This is a genomic window from Geodermatophilus sp. TF02-6 (assembly GCF_003319115.1).
GTDB lineage: Bacteria > Actinomycetota > Actinomycetes > Mycobacteriales > Geodermatophilaceae > Geodermatophilus.
In genome coordinates this window covers 388451-408349 of record NZ_QOHF01000001.1, presented here as the reverse complement: position 1 = coordinate 408349, position 19899 = coordinate 388451, and the positions used below count along the sequence as shown (strand labels likewise).

The 19899-nt window shown below is 72.8% G+C and carries 15 protein-coding genes; 4 read left to right on the top strand and 11 right to left on the bottom strand.

Translation table 11 applies throughout. The features are described from left to right. The first annotated feature begins 25 nt into the window (after positions 1-25). The gene (locus DQ238_RS01925) at positions 26-2818 is read left to right on the top strand and encodes a LuxR C-terminal-related transcriptional regulator (protein WP_113779585.1); all 2793 of its coding nucleotides are present in this window, start codon (positions 26-28) and stop codon (positions 2816-2818) included. 39 nt (positions 2819-2857) lie between these two features. Here DQ238_RS01925 and DQ238_RS01920 read toward each other — a convergent pair whose 3' ends face one another. The 6 genes from DQ238_RS01920 to DQ238_RS01895 form a co-directional block, all read right to left on the bottom strand. Next, complete coding sequence (locus DQ238_RS01920) at positions 2858-4222, bottom strand: PTS transporter subunit EIIC (RefSeq protein WP_158550690.1); 1365 nt, start codon at positions 4220-4222, stop codon at positions 2858-2860. A 150-nt stretch (positions 4223-4372) separates the two neighbouring features. Next, the gene (locus tag DQ238_RS01915) at positions 4373-5452 is read right to left on the bottom strand and encodes an AI-2E family transporter (protein ID WP_233495626.1); all 1080 of its coding nucleotides are present in this window, start codon (positions 5450-5452) and stop codon (positions 4373-4375) included. A gap of 97 nt (positions 5453-5549) precedes the next feature. Continuing rightward, complete coding sequence (locus tag DQ238_RS01910; RefSeq protein ID WP_113779659.1) at positions 5550-6392, bottom strand: SMP-30/gluconolactonase/LRE family protein; 843 nt, start codon at positions 6390-6392, stop codon at positions 5550-5552. After that, on the bottom strand, positions 6392-8281 hold the full coding sequence (gene uidA / locus DQ238_RS01905) for a beta-glucuronidase (protein ID WP_113779582.1): 1890 nt from the start codon (positions 8279-8281) through the stop codon (positions 6392-6394). Before uidA ends, DQ238_RS01910 begins: the two co-directional genes overlap by 1 nt. A 60-nt stretch (positions 8282-8341) precedes the next feature. Next, on the bottom strand, positions 8342-8959 hold the full coding sequence (locus tag DQ238_RS01900; protein WP_147262997.1) for a hypothetical protein: 618 nt from the start codon (positions 8957-8959) through the stop codon (positions 8342-8344). Between the two features lie 259 nt (positions 8960-9218). Then, positions 9219-9680, bottom strand: coding sequence for an STAS domain-containing protein (locus DQ238_RS01895; RefSeq protein ID WP_113779580.1), 462 nt, complete (start codon positions 9678-9680; stop codon positions 9219-9221). Between the two features lie 556 nt (positions 9681-10236). Here DQ238_RS01895 and DQ238_RS01890 point away from each other — a divergent pair. Next, positions 10237-10881: a trimeric intracellular cation channel family protein gene (locus tag DQ238_RS01890; RefSeq protein WP_113779579.1), complete on the top strand. Its 645-nt coding sequence runs from the start codon at positions 10237-10239 to the stop codon at positions 10879-10881. 18 nt (positions 10882-10899) lie between these two features. Here DQ238_RS01890 and DQ238_RS01885 read toward each other — a convergent pair whose 3' ends face one another. The 4 genes from DQ238_RS01885 to DQ238_RS01870 all read right to left on the bottom strand — a co-directional run bounded on the left by DQ238_RS01885 (position 10900) and on the right by DQ238_RS01870 (position 16674). Continuing rightward, positions 10900-12162 carry an amidohydrolase gene (locus DQ238_RS01885; RefSeq protein WP_113779578.1) on the bottom strand — a complete coding sequence of 421 codons (1263 nt, stop codon included), beginning with the start codon at positions 12160-12162 and terminating at the stop codon, positions 10900-10902. Between the two features lie 672 nt (positions 12163-12834). Beyond that, positions 12835-14301: a glucose-6-phosphate dehydrogenase gene (locus DQ238_RS01880; RefSeq protein WP_113779577.1), complete on the bottom strand. Its 1467-nt coding sequence runs from the start codon at positions 14299-14301 to the stop codon at positions 12835-12837. Positions 14302-14437: 136 nt separating this feature from the next. Beyond that, entirely contained in the window at positions 14438-15007 is a 570-nt protein-coding gene (locus tag DQ238_RS01875) for an HdeD family acid-resistance protein (RefSeq protein ID WP_113779576.1), read from the bottom strand. A 149-nt stretch (positions 15008-15156) separates the two neighbouring features. Further along, a complete protein-coding gene (locus DQ238_RS01870) occupies positions 15157-16674 on the bottom strand; it encodes a phospholipase D family protein (RefSeq protein WP_233495625.1) in 1518 nt (505 codons plus the stop codon). Positions 16675-16891: 217 nt separating this feature from the next. Here DQ238_RS01870 and DQ238_RS01865 point away from each other — a divergent pair, with 217 nt between their 5' ends. Beyond that, on the top strand, positions 16892-17479 hold the full coding sequence (locus DQ238_RS01865) for a DUF421 domain-containing protein (RefSeq protein ID WP_233495624.1): 588 nt from the start codon (positions 16892-16894) through the stop codon (positions 17477-17479). Positions 17480-17542: 63 nt separating this feature from the next. On the opposite strand, the gene DQ238_RS01860 is transcribed toward DQ238_RS01865, so the two are convergent. Beyond that, positions 17543-18946: an NAD(P)/FAD-dependent oxidoreductase gene (locus DQ238_RS01860; protein ID WP_113779573.1), complete on the bottom strand. Its 1404-nt coding sequence runs from the start codon at positions 18944-18946 to the stop codon at positions 17543-17545. Positions 18947-19226: 280 nt separating this feature from the next. On the opposite strand from DQ238_RS01860, the gene DQ238_RS01855 reads away from it, so the two are divergent. Beyond that, positions 19227-19850 carry a LuxR C-terminal-related transcriptional regulator gene (locus DQ238_RS01855; protein WP_158550689.1) on the top strand — a complete coding sequence of 208 codons (624 nt, stop codon included), beginning with the start codon at positions 19227-19229 and terminating at the stop codon, positions 19848-19850. The last annotated feature ends 49 nt before the right edge of the window (positions 19851-19899 follow it).

Here is a 19899-nt window from a genome sequence, read left to right as displayed (position 1 = left end):
CTCCCGACGGCCCTACGGTGTCGACGTGAGCCCGGGCGACGAGGACCTCCACGTCGTCGGGCTGGCCGCCGAGACCGCGCAGCTCGAGGCGCTGCTCGACCGGGCGGCCACCGACGGGCCGGTGGCCGCCGTCGTCGAGGGCCCGGCCGGGATCGGCAAGACCACGCTGCTGCGCCGGTTCCTCCGCCGGCACCCGGAGCTGCCGACGACGGCGGCTCCCGGGCTGCCGTGGGAGAGCCGCCGGGCGGGTGCGCTCGCCCGGCGGCTGCTCGCCGACGACCCCGGGGACACCCCGCCGGGACCGGCCGGCGACGACCCGGTCGACCTCGGCGGGGTGCTCGCCCGGCGCTGGGCGGCCCGGGCCGGGGAGCAGCCGCTGCTGGTCGTCGTCGACGACGCACACTCCGCGGACCCGGTCTCGCTGCAGGCGATCGCCTCCGCGGTCGCGCGCATCCGCCGCGCCCCGGTCGTGCTGCTGCTCGCCCGGGCCACCGGGGAGCCGGACACCGGCGACGCGGAGGCCGGCGCCGTCCTCGACCGGCTCGCGGCCACCTCCGTCCCCGTGCTGCGGCTCGGACCGCCCGAGACCCAGCTGCTCGCCGCGCGGGTGGCGGCGGTCGACCTGCCGATGCCGGTCGCCCGGCGACTCTGCGAGCACACCGCCGGCATCCCCGGCCACCTCCTGGAGGTGCTCGGTGACTCTCCACCGGTCCGCTGGTCGGACTGGCAGACCCGGCTGCCCGCGCCGGCCAGCATCCAGCGCCGCGTGCAGCAGGCGCTCGACCGCTGCACACCTGCCACCCGGGCGCTGGTCGAGGCGGCGGCCGTGCTCGGCCGCGATCCCGTCCTCGCCGACGCCGCGGCCCTGACCGGGCTCGCCGACCCGATCGCCGCTCTCGACGAGGCCTGCGCCGCCGGCCTCCTGGCGACCGCCGCCGGGCACGGCCTGGACGCGCTGATCTTCCCGGAGCGGTTCGTCCGCGGCGCCGTGTACGCGACCCTCTCGCCGCGGGCGCGGCACGAGCTGCACCTGCGCGCGGCCGCCGTGGTCACCGACGACACCGAGCGGCTGCGCCACCGGGTCGAGGCGGCCCCGCTCCCGGACGCCCGCCTCGCCGACGAGCTGGTGGAGCTGGCGCGGCGCAAGGCGGACGAGGGGGCGTGGGCCGTCGTCGCCGGCGCGCTCGTCGACGCCGGCCGGATCAGCCCCACCCGCGCCGACCGCGAGGCCCGCCTCGTCCAGGCCGTCGACGCGCTGGCCGGAGCCGGTCTGCTCGGTCCGGCCGTGGACGCCCTCCCCGAGGTGGAGGCGCTGCCCGCCGGCCCCCGCCGCGACGCCGTGCTCGCCTACGTCGCCGTCCAGCGCGGCCGCCGGGCCGAGGCCGCCGCCCACCTCGACACCGCCTGGCGCCTCCGGGGGACCGACCGCGGTGCCGCCGCCGTCGTCTGCCAGCGCCACGTGCTGCACGCCCTGGCCGACTGGGACGGCGACGAGCTGGTGCGGTGGGCCGGCCGGGCGGTCGAGCACGCCGAGCCCGGCTCCCCGGCCGCGGTCGAGTCCCGCGCCATCGCCGGGCTGGGGCACGCGGCCCGGGGCGCGGTCGACGAGGCGTTCACCGCCTACCGGCACGCGGTCACCGAGAGCCCCGCGGGACCCCAGCACCAGCGCGCCCGGATGGGGCTGGGCTGGCTGTACCTGGCGCAGGACCGGCCCGAGGCAGCCCGGCGCGAGCTGGAGTTCGCCGTCCCGACCGTGCAGCAGACCGGCTCGAACCGCATCTCCCTGTGGGCCCTGGTGTGGCTGGCCCGGACCCGCTTCGCCCTGGGTGACTGGCCCGGGGCCCTGGACGCCGTCGGTCAGGCCGAGGCCCTGCTCGCCGCCACCGGGCTGGACCTGCTGCGCCCCCTCGTCCACTGGACCGGCGCCCAGGTCCACGCCCTCCGGGGCCAGCACGAGGACGCCGAGCGGCACCTGCGCCTCGGCGCGGCCGCCGAGCACGACTACACCGTCATGACCGTCCCCGCGCTGCTCGCCCGGGCGTCCGTGGCCGAGGCGGCGTCGGACTACGCCGCGGTCGTCCGCCACCTCGCTCCCCTCGCCGTCCGGACGCCGCGCGGCGGTCTCGACGAACCGGGCTTCTGGCCCTGGCACGACGTCTACGCCAACGCGCTGGTCGTGACCGACCGGCTCGCCGAGGCCGAGGAGTTCCTCGCCCCGCTCGAGGCGACGGTGCACCGGCGAGGTCACCGCTCCGCGGGCGCCCGGCTCGGCTACGTCCGCGGCCGGCTGCTGGCCGCCCGCGGCGATCTGCCGGGCGCGGAGCAGGCGTTCGAGGAGGCGCGGGCCCGGCTGACCGGGCTGCCGCTGCCGTACGAGCGTGCCCGGGTGGACTTCGCCCACGGCGTCACGCTGCGCCGCGTCGGCCGCCGACGGGACGCCGCGGCGCTGTTCACCACGGCACGCCAGTCCTTCGCCGCGCTCGGTGCCCGGGTCTACGTGGAGCGCTGCGACCGAGAGCTGAGGACCGGCCGGCCCGCCCCCCGCGCAGCCGAGCCCGGCACCGAGAACCTCACCGAGCAGGAGCGGACCGTCGCCACCCTCGTCGCGACCGGCCTGACCAACAGGGAGGTGGCTGCGTCGATGCTGCTGTCGGTCAAGACCGTGCAGTTCCACCTCACCCGGGTCTACGCGAAGCTCGGCGTCCGGTCGCGCTCCGAGCTCGCGGCGCGCTTCGCTGGTCAGCCCGCTCGGGCAGATCCCGCCCCGGCGCGGCGGTACGGGCTCACCACGGAACCACGTCGACCACCTGCCCGGTGATCCCGTACCTCCCGACCCGACGCCCGCTCGGCTCGCGCCTCACCGATCAGCTCCCGGCCGTCGCGCCCCTCGATCCGATGCCCCTCCCGATGCCTCTGTCCCTCGATCTGACGTCGTTCCTGGACCTGACGTGGTGGCGTTCGTCGACGTCCGCGCGTCCTGCTCGCCGGTGCCGGCCTGTTCTGCCCCGTCGCTGCCGTCGCCGCTGCTGACCTCGTCGGCGTCCTCGTTGACGATGCCGGCGATGGTCTCGGGGGACGGGTCCTGGAAGCCCAGGAGCCTCGTCGCGACGAAGCTGGTGACCAGGGCGGCGGCCATGACGGCGATCCCCCACAGCAGGTTGCCGATGCCCTCGGGGCCGACGAAGGCGGGGACGGCGGTCACCCCGGAGGGCAGGAAGCCGTAGACCCGGAACCCGCTGAGCCCGGCGATCAGCCCGCCGACCAGACCGCCGAGGCACGTGGCCGCCAGGGGGCGCCCCAGCGGTATCGCCACGCCGTAGAGGCTCGGCTGGGCCACGCCCAGCACGGCGGTCAGCGCGGCGGAGGCGGAGTAGGACTTGTAGGCCCTGTTCTGCGCCTTCTGCATCACCGCCAGGCTCGTGCCGGCCAGCGAGAGGTTCACCGCGAGCATGCCGGGCCCGTAGACGGTGTTGTAGCCCAGGGCGGCGACCTGCGCGATCGCCACCGGGAACAGCGTGAACGAGGCGCCGACCGAGATCAGCAGGGCCCCCGTGGCTCCGATGAGGGTGGGCACCAGCCAGGGTCCGATGCCGGACAGCCAGCTGACCACCGATTGGAGCACCGTCGCGACGACGTTGCCGAGCGGCCCGAGCGCCCACAGGCTGAGCAGCCCGACGACCAGCATCACCAGGGGCGGGACGAGGATCGTGTGCAGCATCTGCGGCAGGAGGCGTCGCAGGAGCCTCGCGACCCAGCTCATCACCCAGACGACGAGGATGATCGGCAGGACGCTCGAGGTGTACTGGGTCTGCGAGATCGGGATGCCGAGGACGTCGGCCGGCTCCGGCGTCTGCATGAGCGCCGTGGTGTCGGGGTGCAGCAGCAGGGCGGCCAGGCCCATGGCCAGGTACGGCGAGGTGCCGAACGCGCGCGCCGAGGACACCGCCAGCAGGAAGGGTAGGAAGAAGAACACCGCACTGCCGATGGTGTTGAGCACGTAGTACTCGGTGCTCTGCTGGTCGATCAGCGAGAAGGCGGTCAGGATCGACAGCAGTCCCTGGATGAGGCCGGCACCGATCAGCGGCGGCAGGATGGGGGTGAAGACCTCCGTCATGACCGAGCCGAAGCGCTTGAACCACGAGGGCCGGTCCACGTCGGCCTCCGTCGCGCCGACTCCGGTGCCGTCTGCTGCCGTGTCGTGCCTGCCCGGATCAGACGTCATGTTGTCCTCCTCGGTGAGGGGCGCCCGGTTCGAACGACCGAGCGCGTCCGGTCGCAACCGGTGTCCCGGTCGGGTGGACGGTCGAAGTGCTGCCGGTGCCGGTGTCATCGGGTCGGCCGGCGCCGGCGGGTCCGGGGGCGCGCGGAGGCATCACCGTGCCGCGGCGTCCTCGCCCTCGCCGGCTGCTCCGCCGTCCTCGGCTGTGTCGGAGTCCTCCTCGGTCGTCGGGTCTCGCCCGTCGAGCAGGTCGCGGGCGTAGCGGTACAGGACGGCGACGAGGGCGGCGATCGGGACGGCGAGGAAGGAGCCGAGGATCCCCCCGAACGTCCCTCCGGCGCTCACCACGAGGATAATCACCGCGGGGTGCACGCCCAGCCCGCGTCCCTGGATGAACGGCTGCAGCACGTTGCCCTCGATCGCCTGCACCACCAGGATGACGCCGAGGACCGCCACGGCGGTGCCGAAGCCGTTGCTGACCAGGGCGATCAGGACCGCGACCCCGCCGGCCACGAAGGCGCCGACGATGGGCACGAACGCGCCGAGGAAGATCAGCACCGTCAGCGGCAGGATGAGGGGCACGTCGAGGAAGAACAGCCCGATGCCGATGAAGAAGGCGTCGACGAAACCGATCAGGGCCTGGGACCGGATGAAGTCCGACAGCGTCCGCCAGCTCTTCCGCGACACCGCGGCGACGTGCGGTGCCGCCCGCCAGGTCGTCTGGGCGCCGAGCCAGGGCAGCCACCGCGGGCCGTCCTTGAGGAAGAAGAAGGTGATCACCAGGGCGACGACGGCGTTGACCACACCGGAGCCGACGCTGGTGAGTGCGGAGAGCACGACTCCGGCGACGTCCTGCAGGTGGTCCTGCAGGGTGGTGATCGCCCGGTCGACGGCCTGACCGACCTGGTCTGCCTCGAGGTCCAGCGGCGGGCCGGTCAGCCACTGCTGCACCTGCTGCAGACCGCCCACGACCCCGTCGACGACGGCGCCGGACTGCTGGACCAGCGGGGGGACGACCAGCAGGGCGACGCCGGCCAGGGCGGCGAGGAAGAGCACCACCACGGTCAGTGCCGCCAGTGCCGGTGGCCAGGAGTGCCGCCGCAGGAAACCCGTGACCGGCCACAGGACGGTGCTCAGCAACAGGGCCAGGACCACCGGTACCAGCACCGGCCACAGCCGGTTCAGCAGGTAGCCGAGGACGACCACGACAGCGATGACGGCCAGCAGTTGCACCGACCGCCGACCCGCTACCGTGAGAGCAGCCCACAGCCGTGGGCCCCGCTGCGGAGAGGGGGCGGGTGCGTCGGTCCCCGGCGCGGACGCCGGCACCTCAGCCGGCGAACTCACGGACGGGGGTTCCGCGGACCCCGACGTCGGCGCGGAACAACGCACCGGCCAGCGGGTCCTCACCGGGCTCGAGCCCCTCCCGCGAGGTGGTGATGAACAGCTGGTCGAGGTCGGTGCCGCCGAACGTGCACGCGGTGACCTTGCGCGCGGGCACCTCGACGACCGCATCCAGCTGCCCGTCGGGTGTGTAGCGCCGCACCGCACCGCCGTCGGCGAGCGCTGTCCAGACGCCCCCCTCGGCGTCCACCGTCAGCCCGTCGGGGCGGTACTCGAGCTCGGCGAACACCCGCCGGCCGATCAGCCCGGCGTCGCGGTCGTAGTCGAAGACGGCGATCGAGTGCGTGGCCGTGTCGTTGTAGTAGGCCAGCGCGCCGTCCGGGCTCCACTCCAGTCCGTTGGAGACCGTCACCCCCTCGAGGACGACGTGCACGCTGCCGTCCGGGTCCAGGCGGTACAGCGCGGCGGCCCCCGGGCGCTGGTCGTAGGCCATCGACCCGCAGTAGAAGCGCCCGTCGGGATCGCAGCCGCCCTCGTTCATCCGCACGGACGGGTCGCTCCACACCTCGTCGAGCGCTCGGACGGTGCCGTCGGGCTCCTCGAGGGCGAAGCCGCGCTCGATCCCGATCACCGCACCGCCCCCGCGGCGCGGCCGCAGCGCCGCGGCGATCTCGCCGACGGAGCGGCGCTCGACGGCGCCGTCGGCGCGCAGGTGCAGCACGTCGCCGGCGAGCATGTCGACCCAGCGCAGGCCGCCCCAGCGCGGCGACCAGACCGGTCCCTCCCCGTGGTAGGCCACCACGTCGGTGACCTGCTCGACCCGGGTCATCATGCCTGCCGAGCCGGTTGCTGCACGCCCTGCGGGACGTCGCCCTGGAGGTCTTGCTGAGGGTCTTGCTGGACGTTCCGTGTAGTGTCCGGCTGCGGCTCCTCCGTACCGTGCCAGCGCTGGCGCAGGGCCTGCGCGCTGGACTTGGGGCGCCGGTCCCGGGTGAAGATGCCCTTCTTGTTGCCGTCGACCCGGGAGATGCCCGCCCGGGTGGCGAAGTCGGCGAAGTTCCAGATGTGCTCGCCGACGACCGCGTCGATCCGGTCGAAGACGCGGTGGTACATCGCCAGCAGGTCGATCTGGAACTCCTCGCTCCACGGCTCCCGGAGCATGCTGTGCAGCCCGGGCTGGGTGTCGGCGCCGTACTCGGTCATCACGATCGGCTTGCCGCGCTCGGCCCACTCGCGCAGCTCGCCCTCCAGCAGCCGCTCGGCGGCCACCAGGTCGCCGGTCTGCACGTACCAGCCGTAGTAGCGGTTGAGCAGGAGCACGTCGAACAGGTCGGAGATGACGTCGAGGTCGGGCGTGGCCTTCAGGAAGTTGGCGAAGGCGACCGGCCGGGTGGGGTCCAGGCGCCTGGTCTCGGCGACCAGCGGTTCGAAGTAGGGCCGCGCGGCCGGGGAGACGGTGTCGGGCTCGTTGGCGATGCTCCACAGCACCACGCACGGGTGGTTCTTGTCGCGGGCGATGAGCTCGCGGATGGCCTGGCGGTGGGTCTCCTGCGTGCGTGCGTCGATCGTGCTGTCGCTGTAGGTCTCCATCGGCCCGGCCTGGTTGAGCACGCCGGCGCCGGTGTCCAGGTTCAGACCGACCGCCGCGGTCTCGTCCATGACCACCACACCGTGCCGGTCGGCGTAGTCGAGGAACGCCTCGTCGTAGGGGTAGTGCGAGGTGCGGAAGGAGTTGGCGCCGATCCACCGCAGCAGGTGGAAGTCGTGGACCATCGCCGCGGGGTCGAAGCCACGCCCGTGCACCGGGAAGTCCTCGTGCTTGCCGAAGCCGGTGAAGTAGAACGGCTCGCCGTTGATCAGGAAGCGGGTGCCGTCGACGGCGACCGTGCGCACGCCGAACGGCTGCGGGTAGACGTCGACGACCTCACCGTCGGCGCCGAGCACGGCGACCTCGAGGGTGTACAGGTAGCCGGCCCCCGGGCGCCACGGCTGCACGCCCTCGATGCGCACCGTGCCCTCGGCGCCGTCGGCGCGGGCCACCTCGGCGCCGCCGGCGTCGCGCACCACCACGCGGACCGGGTGCCCGCCGTCGCCGGCCACGGCGACGCGGTAGTCGATCGTGCCGGTGTCGCCGTCGATCCCGGTCGTCGCCACCGTGACGTCGTCGACGTGCGTGCGGGGGGTGACGTACAGCCAGACCGAGCGGTTCAGCCCGGCGTAGTTGAAGAAGTCCTGGAAGTACTGCTGCAGCAGCCGGCCGTCCTCGAGCTCCTGGACGAAACCGGGGGGGATGGAGTCCCAGTGCAGCTCGGTGTTGACCACGACGGTCACCCGCACCGGCTCACCGGCGCGCACCTGCTCGCTGATGTCGGCCTCGAACGGCGTGTAGCCCCCCTCGTGCTCGGCGACCTGCGTGTCGCTGACCCAGACCACGGCCCGGTGGGTGGCCGCGTCCAGCCGCAGCACGATCCGCTCGCCGTCCCACCCGCGGGGCACCCGGACCACGCGCTGGTACCACACGTCGCCGATGTGGTCGTGCGACTCGCGCCCGGGCAGCACCGCGTTGAAGCTGGCCGGCACCGGCACCTCGACGTCGCCGGGCAGCTCGTCGGTCCACCAGCGCTCGGAGCGGCCCCGGCCCTCGGGGTCCAGGGCGAAGCGCCACAGCCCGTCGAGCGACACGCGCTCCCTGGTAGCGGACTCACGCGGACTGAGCATGCCGTCTCCTCAGCTTGACATCGGGCGTAGTGGACGCAGGACCGGATGGTGCGGAGATGTTCACGAGTTCTCCTCGCCCGGCCGCGGGCTGTGCCGGCGATCAACTGGACCAACAGCACCGGAGGTGGCAGGTCGGTCGAGGTGGAGGTGGCTTCCGCTCGGCCCGCATGACTCGCACCGTGCGTCCCGCATGTAGCGGCCGGGATCGCTCGCGGCACGTGCGCCGCAGGTGAGCCAGGCGGCGAAACCTGACGGCGCGCGGCGCTCGAGCTCGTCGAGATAGGCCTGGCGCACACCCGCCAGTCGTGCCACCAGTGCTACCTCCCTTGCCTCGCGTGCCCGCTCGAGCCACAGGTAGCTGACCCGCCAGGCTCGGCAGACCCGTTCGGTGGACCACTCAGCGGTCGCCGACGGGGACGGCATCTGCTCGGGGGGCACCCAGACAGCCGACGGTCTCGGTTCACCGTGTGCAGCGTCGCCGGTGCGTTCGTTCCGGCCAACGGTCACCGGACCGAGCCCCGGCGGCGCATCCGGGACCGGACGGGTGCGAGCGTCGCCCGAGAGGAGGAGGCCCCCGGCGGCGACAGCAGCCAGGAAGGCGAGAGCCGCCAGGCCCAGCAAGGTGAACAGGCCCACCAGCACGAGTCCACCGGCCGCCCCGACGAACACGCTCGCCACCGGCGGCCACACTGCCCGGCCCGGACGACGCTCCCGAGTGTCAGCCTGGACCCTTCGCTCCTCCGCACCCGGTGGGTGGAGCAAGCCCCCGAGGAAAGCTCCCAGGGAGAGCCCGACGAGCAGGCCGAGAGGACGAACGAGCAACGCACCGGCGGCGCCCAGGCATGCCGTCACTCCCACCAGGACGAACCACGCGATCCGAGGGACCCTCATCGCGGCGACCTCTCCATCGCCTCGACCGCTCGAGCACCGGCATCGATCACGGTGTCCTCCTGGGGTCGTCAGTGAGCGAGGGAACGGGGTCGGGGATGAGGAACCCTGCCTGATCCGTGGGCTCGGTCGATACCAGGGCCGGCATCGACGTCACGAACGGTGCGGTCCGCGGACGGCGCTGTACGCGCCTCAGGGCGTCCAGCCGGTCGGACGACGGATCCACACCTGCTGCTGTGGGCATCGACGCGCTGCCCACGGCCTGGGGTGACGGAGCGAGCAGCGCCTGCATGCCGACCAGGCGCAGCAGGCGGGTGAGCCACGAGGGGGCGCCCACAACGTGCAGCGTTCGTCCCGAGCCGGTGGCGAGGGCGAGGGCCCGCAGCCCTTCGGCGTCGCAGGAGGGGGTGCCCGCGGCCTCGATGGTCCAGTTCGGCCGGTCGGTGACGGCCAGTACGACCCCCGCGTCGTCCAGGAAGTGGGCACGGGCCCGGTCCAACTCCCCGACCATCGTGATCCGACCGTCGGACAGGTCCGGCGAGAGCAGCAGTGATCCCGCGGGTTCTGCAGCCGACGGTGCCCAGAGGGGATACGGATGCACGGCTTCCCCTTACGGGGCGCCAGAGCTGGCGGGCGAACCCGAGTCCGGCTGAGAGCCCCATGAAGTGCCTCAAGGCCAGTGCATTGACCGGTCAGGACGTTAACAAAGGATCGAGCGACACGCCCGAGGAAGCGGGACTGAGAGCAGCGGAACCCACCGCTGGCCGGACCGGCCGCCCTGGTGTCGGCTCTCGCCCCCGACACGCTGGTGCTGTGTCGCTGCTTCGACGCCGGGCTGGCGCTGCTGACCACGCCGGCCGAGGACCGCCGTCCGCTGGCCGCTTCTCGGTGGTGAGCCCCTGCCGTCGGCAGACTGACGATCTTCTCCGCACGATTCCAGCCGGCTGTAGGCTGTCGCCTTCCAGGACACGCCTGACCGAGCGGACGAAGGGCTGCGTCGATGTCGACGCCGGAGCGCCCCATGATCCGACGAGGGTTGCCTGTCACCGACCCTGTAGAACCGACGGGTGACTGAGGCGCCGGTGCTGCTCGCCCTAGACCTCCTGGGCACGTTCGCCTTCGCCCTCAACGGGGCGCTGACCGCGTTGCGCGTGGCCCGGCTGGACATCGTCGGCGTGGTCACCCTGGGCATGATCACCGCGATCGGCGGCGGGATCATCCGCGACATCATGCTCGACAGCCTGCCGCCGGCCACGTTCAGCGACTGGCGCTACCTGACCGTCGCGGCCAGCGGCGGCCTGATCGCCTTCATCTTCGGCCGCTACCTCGCGCGGCTGAACACGCCCATCAACGTCCTGGACGCCGTGGGCCTGAGCCTGTTCGCCGTCACCGGGGCCACCAAGGCGATCGGGTTCGGTCTGGGGCCGGCGCAGGCGGTCATCCTCGGCACGATCACCGCCGTGGGCGGCGGCACCATGCGCGACGTCCTGGTCGGGCAGATCCCCACCGTGCTGCGCACCGGCCTCTACGCCATCCCGGCCCTCATCGGCGCAACCACGGTCGCCGTGCCCACCCTGCTGGCCGGCTACACTCCGGTGGCAGCGGTCGGCGCCGCCGCGCTGTGCTTCGGCATCCGGATGATCGGTCTTCGCTACAGCCTCAACGCGCCGACGTCCCCCGCAGCCCCGGAGATGGGACCGGACGACGGCTGACAGCTGCTGCGGAGGTCGCTACGCGGCCAGCCAGGCCAGCGCGCCGACGACCAGCGCCTGGGTGCCGGTGTCCAGGGTCGGCTGGATGACCGGGGCGAAGGTGGCGGAATGGTTCACCGGGATGTCCTGGGCGACCCGGCCGGCCTTCTCGGCCGCGTCGTACTGGTCCTTGTCGATGCCGCCGATGAACCAGAAGCTGTAAGGCGCGTGCAGCGCGTCGGGGATGTCGCTGAAGTCCTCGCTGGCCGACTGCTGCCCGACCGGCCCGGCCCGGTCCCCGAAGAAGTCGGTGAACGCCGAGGCAGCCTGATCGGTCGTGGCGCCGTCGTTGTCGGTGAGCGGGAACTGGTCGAACAGCTCGAACTCCGGCTCCTTGGGGCAGCTAGAGGCCTGGCACTCCGCCCGCACGATCCGCTTGATGCCGTCGAGGATCGTGCTGCGGGTCGTGTCGGTGAAGGTGCGGACGTTGAGCTGCAGCACCGCCTGGTCGGGGATCACGTTGCTCTTCGTCCCGGCCTGGATGCTGCCCACCGTGAGCACCGCAGTCTCTCCGGGCACGACCTCTCGCGAGATGATGGTCTGCAGCCGCACCACGATCATCGCGGCCAGGACCACCGGATCGACGGCGGCCTGCGGCATCGAGCCGTGCGCCCCGCGTCCGTGCAGGGTGATCCGCATGCTGTCCGCCGCCGAGAGCGCCGGGCCGGAGCGGGTGCAGACCTGACCCGCGGGCAGTGGCATCACGTGCTGGCCCAGCGCCGCCTGTGGTGTCGGGACGAGGTCGCCGAGCCCGCCGTCGACCATCCCGCGCGCACCGTCGGCGGTCTCCTCCGCCGGCTGGAAGACCGCGATGAGGGTTCCCTTCCAATGCTCCTTGCCGTCGGCGAGCAACTGTGCGGCCCCGGCCAGGCAGGCCACGTGCATGTCGTGGCCGCAGGCGTGCATCACCGGCACCTCGTTGCCGTCGGCGTCGGTGGCGGTGACCTCGCTGGCGTAGGGCAGCCCGGTCTGCTCGCGCACGGGCAGCGCATCCATGTCCGCCCGCAGCAGCACCGTCGCGCCGTCCCCGTTGCGCAGCACGCCGACCACCCCGGTGCCGCCGACCCGCTCGTGCACCTCGAACCCGGCGCTGCGGAGCCGGTCGGCGGCCAGGCCCGCGGTCCGCGTCTCCTGGTGCGACAGCTCTGGGTGCTGGTGGACGTCCCGGTACAGGTCTTCCTGCCACGGCCTGGAGTCCTCCAGGCCGGTGAGGACGGCTGAGACAGCCGAGTCAGCGGTCATGGCCCGCTCCAATCTCCAGGACGAACGGTCGGGCGGCTCCCCACGTCAGTGTGCACACAGGTCGCTGGTCCGCGCACCGTCGCTCGGGCGCGCTGCCCCGGCCCCGGGCAGCGTGGCTACCGCGGCCGGCCGCGTCGACGTCGGGTGCATGCAGCTCCGGTTCGAACCGGCCCGGGACGGGCAGCCAGCGACGGATGTCCCATGACCGCAGGAGCGTGCCGCCGTGTCCACCCGCCCGTTGACCCGCTGCTGTGGTGCTCCCACGGGCTGCCGCCGGCCCGCGACGGATCGATCGGCGGCCGGGTGACGCTGCGGGTCGGAGAGCGGCTGATCGTGGCGCTGCACTGGTGTCGCGGGGGGAGGCTGATGGGCGATCCCAGGCTGACGAACCGTCCGAGCGCGCTGCGGTAGTCCTCGCCGGTGACCGCGACGCCGGGCTGGGGGACGGAGGCCGAGCCGGGCTCGGCCAGGGCGAGCATGCCGTCGACGTCGGCGGCGTTGAAGTGGTCCGCCCACACAGGGTGCAGGTCGGCGGGCTCGGGGATGTCGGGCACGGCGGTGAGATCCCGTCTCGTCGAGCACGGTCCGGACGGGCCGACCCATGGTGGTGCGGGCGTGGCTGTGCAGTGCACCATCTGCGCTCGACTCCCAGCGGGCGGCAGACCAGCGCGTTCAACCGGCCGCCCGACCTCGCTCCAGCAACGGGGGGCCGGAGGAGCCGGCCGGGTAGTCGAGCATCGGGGGGCGCCCGGAGGCCCAGACCTCCGGGATGGGGGTGACCACCCGCCACTGCTCTACCGCCTCGTCCCCGCGGACCGACAGCGCGCTGTCCCCGCTCAGGACGTTGAGGAGCACGTGACCGTAGGGCGGGAACTCGGCAGCGGGTGGTTGACCGCTCAACTCGAGCGACACCAGGCCCAACCCGGAACCCTCCATCCAACAGCCGGTCATGTGCAGGGTGAGGTCGTTGGGTTCGTCCACGCCGATCCACAGGGAGCCGGCCGAGCGCTCGGCGTCGTCGTCGGCACGGGGGTGGTCGGATGTCCCGGGCGCTCGGAAGGTGAGCAGGACTCCCTTGCGGCGGGCGCTCAACGCCTTGCCGGTGCGCAGCCGGAAACGGGTGCCCGACCACCGTGGGCTGTCCAGCTCCAGCAACACCTCGGCACAGGTCTCCGTGTCGCGGCTGGGGTCCACGCCGTCCTCGTGCACGTAGTCGGGCACCTCCTCCCCGTCCGCGCCGCCGGTATCGGCGAGGCGGCCGGCGGTGTAACGGGCTCGCCGGGTGCGCGTGACGACCTCGTCCTCGGTCAGCTGGCGTACCGAGCGCAGGGCGGCGACCTTCGCGTCGCGCAGCTCGTGCTCGCGCAGGCGGCGCGGGGGCTCCATCGCCACCAGGGCCAGGACCTGCAGCATGTGGTTCTGCAGCACGTCCTCCAGCGCACCGTTCTGGTCGTAGTAGCCGGCCCGGCCCTCCAGCCCGAGGGTCTCCTCCCAGAAGACGTCGACCTCCTGGACGTAGGTGCTGTTCCACACCGCTTCCAGGAACGGGTTGGCCATCCGGAGCCCGATGAGGTTCATCATCGTGGGCATGCCGAGGGTGTGGTCGACCCGGAACACCGCCTGCTCGGCGGCGTCGCCGGCCACCTGCTCGAGCAGCCGGTTGAGGGCCTGAGCACTCTCGACGTCGTGGCCGAAGGGCTTCTCCAGGGCCACTCGGCTACCGGAGGGCAGCCCGACCTTGCCCAGCGTCTCGACCGTGGCGGGGAAGAGGGTCGGGGGCAGCGCCAGGTAGGCCACCAGCGGGCGGTCGTCGGTGCCGTCGTCGTCCGAACCCGAGCCGGTGGCGCCGACGGACAGGACCCGGGCGACGCTGTCCGGGTCGGTGACGTCGACCGGCTCGTACCGCAGAGCGCGGACCAGCTCCTCGCGGGCGGCACTCGGCACGACTGCGGCGTGCTTCTCCAGGCGCTCCGCGACGTGGCGCCGGAAGCGGTCCTCGTCCCAGTCCTCGACGGCGGTGCCGACGAGGCAGAAGCCGTCGGGCAGCCGGTCGGCGGCGTGCAGCGCGGCCACGGCCGGCAGCAGCAATCGGCCGGCCAGGTCGCCGGTGGCACCGAAGAGCACGAGCTTGTCGATCATCGGGTACCTCTCTGCATCGGGCAGGTCAGGACGAGGTGGGACCGCGGGTCTCGGGTAGCACCGTCACCACGAGGAAGAACGGCAGGACGGCGGCCACGGCGAACATCAACCGCCGGAGGTGAGGCCACCTCCGGCGTCACCGCAGCCTGGCGGTGGAACCGGCCCGGTCCAGGCCATCCACGCGGCGCACCCGGAGCCGACCGAAGAGCAGCAGCATGGTCCCGTCGGCCAGCGCCTGCACGCCGAGCAGCACCCCGAGCAGGGTGAGCGTGGCCGCCCACAGGTTGAACAGCACGATCAGGCCCAGCACGATGCCCACCACGCCGCTGAGGATCAGCGCCGCCCGGGGCGCACCCCGGTCGAAGGCCATGACCAGCCGGACGATCCCGCCGACCAGGAACAGCGACCCGGCGATCAGGGTCAGCGTCAGGGCGGCCGTACCGGGGTAGCGGAGCAGCATCAGGCCCAGCACCAGCAGCACGCCGCCGCTGAGCGCGGTGGCCCAGAACCCACCCCGGCCGATCTGGAACACCGCCGCGATGAGGGCGATCACCCCGCCGACCACCCCCAGCCAGCCCAGGAAGAGCACCGAGACGACGGTCGCCAGCACGACGTGCGCCAGGATGACCACGCCGACGATGACCAGCAGGATGCCCAGCACGACATCCCACCCGCTGCGCCGACGTTCCACCACGACTCCGGTCATGTCCGTTCACCTCTCGATACAGGGACACCGACCCCAGGGTCGATACAGGGACACCGACCCCAGGGCTGATACCCCGAGGGTCCCCGCCATCACCGTCCGAAGCCGTCGATTCGGGCTCCGGTAGGCGGAGTCGGCCACGTCGCCGGTACTCAGAACCCGCCCTTCAGCCGCATCGGCCACGGGCGGCCGTCGGGGTCGTAGGCCAGGTCGTACACCGGGGTGATCAGCCGCCGCGCCCACCTCGGGCCGTGCCGCCGGGGATGGCGGCGCAGCCGACCTGGCGGGCGCGGCCCCTCGCGGCCGTTGGCGTGCCAGGCGTCCAGCTCCGCGGCGGCCCGGCACAGCGCCTCGGCGGCGCAGTCTGGGGACAGCAGGTCGGCGTCGTCGCCGTCGGCCCGGCCCAGGTGCTCGCGCATCAGGGCCAGCCGCAGCCCCCGGGCGAAGACCCGTGCGCCGTCCCCAAGGCCGCCGGGGTCGAGCGGATCGCGGCCGTCGCGCTGCTCGTCGAGGACGGCGGCGGTCAACTCCGAGTCGTGCGTCCAGGCCCGACGGCACAGGTTGGCGCTGCCCACCGCGGCCCACACGTCGTCGACGACGCAGACCTTGGAATGCACGTAGACCGGGTGACCGGCCTCGTTCTCCAGGTCGAACAGCTGCACGCGCTCCCCACCGGCGGCCAGCACCGTCCGCCAGGCCGTGTTCTGCCCCAGCATCGTCGCGGGGCGGTCGAGGCGCCCTTCACCGTCGATGTACCGGGGGACCACGACGATCAACCGCAGCGCCGGTGAGCGGCGCAGCGCGGCGGCGAAGATCCGGGCGACGTCCGAGGACCACAGGTACTGGTCCTCGACGTAGACCAGCCGGCGGGCCCGGGCCAGCGCCTTGGCGTAGCCCCGGGCCACGCTGCGCTCGCCGTCCGGCGCGAACGGGTACCGGGGCCGCCGCCGGGGGTAGGTCTGCAGCAGCTGCACCGCACAGCTGCCCGCCGGCTCGGGCCGGGGCGCCGGCGGCGGGAGTGGCTGTACTGCGCGCGCGGCCCCGCGCAGCCGATCCGGGATCGTCTGCCACGGCCAGTGGGTCGGCGCGGCGGGGTCCGCCCACCGCCGCCGAAACACCATCGCCACGTCGTGCACCGCCGGGCCGGTCAGCCGCAGCTGGACGTCATGCCAGGCCGGCGTCGGGCCGTACACGTCGTTGAACGTCGGCTGGACCTGCTGGTCTCCGGTGTGCGCGGGGCCGTCGCGCCGGGTGCGGGCAGTGTCGAGGCCGCCGACGAACGCCACCTGGCCGGTTGCGCCGGCGACCACGGTGAACTTCTGGTGGTGGCAGCCCAGCGGCCGCACCCGCTGGTCCAGCACCGTCTGGCCGCCCGCGGCGTTCACCGCCCGGGCCAGGTCGCGGTGGGCGCCGAGGCTGTGCCCGAGGACCTCAGGGTGCGAGCGCCACAGCAGCAGGCGCACCGTCGCTCCGCGGCACGCGGCGCCGACCAGCGCGGCGGCCACCGGCGGCCCGTCGTCGTCGAGCAACTCGTCCGGCTCGGCCCGCCAACAGGCGAACAGGACGACGTCCCCCGCTCCGGCGCTCTCCAGCACCCTGCCCAGCTCGGCCAGGTAGCTTCGCCCGTCGATCAACGCCTGCACGCCGTTGCCCTCGCTCCACGCCGGCAAGTCCGAACTGTCGTTCCCCCGCTGTGCGGTGGAGAGCAGCCACGGATGTCCGCCGCGCAGTTGCCGCGCCCAGCGTGGCTCCCGGCGGTGTACTGGAGATCTGGGCACGACCCGTGTCCACCTCTTCTGCCATCCGGACCCGCCGCCCCGGTCATCCGGCGGCTAACCACCACGTGCTGTCCGAGGGATCGACGTTCGCTTCGAGGACGTGTATGCGGTGGACCCTTGGAGGGAGGAGATCGGCATGTGGCACGACGTGCTCGCCCCGCAGGTCCCGTTGCTGGAGAAGGTGCTCAGAACAGCACTGGTCTACGTGGTGATCTGGGCGCTCCTGCGGGTGTCCGGCAAGCGAGGGCTGGCCTCGACCAACACCCTGGACCTCATCGTGGCGTTCCTGCTGGCGAGCGCCGTGGAGAGCGCGATCCAAACTGACGACGACAGCGTGACCGGAGCCGTGGTCAGCGCGGTCACCCTCATCGCCCTCAACACCGGGCTGCTGCACCTGTCGAACACCAGCCCGACGGCCGCGCGGATCATCCAGGGCAGGCCGACGACCGTGATCGAGGACGGTCGCCTCGACGAGCACAACTTGAAGAGACTCGGGATACGGTCCCGCGAGCTGGAGCACGCGGTCCGCAGCCAGAACGGTGACGACATCAGCGAGGTCCGGCACGGTGAGCTGACCCCCAGCGGCCAGTTCGTCCTGACCCTCAAGGACAGCGAGCAGTCGGCGACGAAGGCCGACGTGGCCGCTCTGGCCGAGCAGCTCCGGCACCTCGAGACGCTCCTGGCCACGCGGCGCTGACGTCCACCGGCAGGCCCGAACCCGGCGCCCTGGTGTCGGCACCCGCGGCCGGTGATGCGCTGTTCACCGGTCGCGGGGATAGATGTCGGTGCGCTGGGCGCGCGCCATGACCGCCTCGCCGGGCTGGACCTCCGAGAGCTGGACGACCTGGCTCGGCAGCGCGGCCGCGAGGAGCCAGTCGGCGGCCACCCGGACCCGGTTGGGGGTCATCGGCAGTGCGAGGAGGTGATAGGCGCGGGTGACGGTCTTGGCCGCCGGCCCGGCCAGCGAGACACCCAGCACCTGGGCCACCGCGTCCCACCCTCCGAGATCGGCCACCAGCCCGAGGTTGTGGTGCCGATACGGGCGAGCACGGCCCACACCCAGGCTGGCGGCCACGTTACGGGCCAGCGCCACCCCCTGTCGCTGGGCGTGCTGCGCGGTCGTGGGAGTCGGTGGCCACCTGTACGCGACGCCACCGTCGCCGTCATCCCCGCCGGTGTCGGTGGAGGTCGGCTGTTTCGTCAGGTCCGGAACGGCGGCGGCGTCCCCCGCCGCCCACACGTGCTCGACGCCCGGGACGCGCAGCTGCGCGTCGACGACCAGTCGTCCCTTCTCCAGGGGCCGGCCGAGGCCGGCCACGAGGGGGTTGGCCGACACTCCGGCGCCCCAGATGACGGTGCGGGTGGGGACGACGGTGCCGTCGGTCAGCGTGACGGAGCGCTCGCCGGCCGACTCGAGGCTGACACCGAGCCGGATCTCGATCCCTCGGTCCCGCAGTACGTCCCTCGCCACGTCCCCGAGTTCCGCGCCGAGCTCGGGGAGCACGGTGTCCGCGATGTCGATGAGCAGCCAGCGCACGTCGGTCGGCTTGATCCGGCTCCACCGGTCCGCGACCGTGTGGGTCCACCGTCGCAGTTGGGCGACGACCTCGACCCCGGTGTAGCCGGCGCCGACGGCCACCACGGTCAGCCGCTCGCGCCGCTCCCGCTCGCCGTCCTCGGTGGCCGGTGTGGTGTCGGCACGGTCGAGCTGGGTCAGGAGGTGGTCGCGCAGGTACAGCGCCTCGGTCAGGGTCTTCACGCCGAGGGCGTGCTCGGCGAGACCCGGGATGTCGAACTGGCGGGTGACCGAGCCCGGGGTCAGGACGAGGCGGTCCCAGCTCTCCGTCCGGGTACCACTCACCTGCCCGCCGGTATCGAGGAGTTCCACCGTCACCGTCCGCTCGGAGAGGTCCACGGCGGTCACCTGGCCGAGCACCCGCCGGGTGCGCGGCAGGGCCTGACGCAACGGGACGGCGGCGTCGCGAGGCTGCAGCGCACCGGTGGCGACCTCGGGGACCAACGGGGTGTAGAGCAGGTAGTCCGTCGGGTTGACCAGAACCAGCTCCGCCGCCTCGGCCGGCAGCCGCCGCTCCAGGCGGCGTAGGGCGTGGAAGCCGGCGAACCCGGCCCCGATCACCAGCACTCTAGGGCGCGACTGCGTCATCGCTGTCATCTCCAGTGACTGAGGTCATCCCCACCGAGAGAGATGGAAATGGCTGGTCACGCCGTTGTACTCGGTGGGAAGGCGGAAGCGTCGGACGGGTGAACAACCCTGCAAGATCAGTTGGCGTGTCGGTGTGATACCCGCGATGCAGGGTTTCATGACACAACTGGGGGAAACGCATAGGACAGCACCTGCGCACGTCTGGCTGATCTCGGACGACTTCCTGCTCCCGCACGCCGTAGCCGGGGCGTTGAGCGCTCTGGGGTGGGAGGATGTCCGGGTGCTGCGCGAGCAGCAGTCGTCGAGCGCCGATCTGAGCGGCGCTGCACAGACGTTGGTCCGCCAGGGTCGATTGCTGTGGCTGGTGCTCGTGGCGGACGAGAGCGGAAGGCTGCCCAAACCCCCCCGAGACTTCGTCCGGTCCGCCCGCCGCCACGTCCTGGTCCTCGGCGGCCGCCGATCCTTTGGCGCGCTCGCGACCGCGATGGAGCGCGGCGCTCATGCCGCGCTCGACGCTGACCAGCCCTTCGAGACGCTGATCCGCAAGTTGGCGCAGGAACTCGCCCACCCGTCCGCGGATCACCCGGCCGCGATTGCGGTGGCGCGACTGCGGCGGCGTGAGTCCGAGGCGCTCCGCTTCGGCTTGCTGAGCGCCCGCGAGCTCGAGGTCCTCGCTGCGCTCGTGGAAGGACGCAGCGCCGCCCAGATCGCAACCGCCGAGCACGTGACGATGGCGACCGTCCGCAGCCACATCCGCGCCATTCTCACCAAGCTCGGGGTTTCCTCACAACTGGCTGCCGTCACCATGGCTCACCGCTCCTGCCGCGAGGCCGTGGTCGTCGACCGCATGCGCAGGATCATCAACTTTGATGATGACGAGTCCGTCAGTGAATCGTCACGCTGAATAACGGAACCGCTCATTACGAGTCCAGGTCATGGCTTGTCGGAGCGGG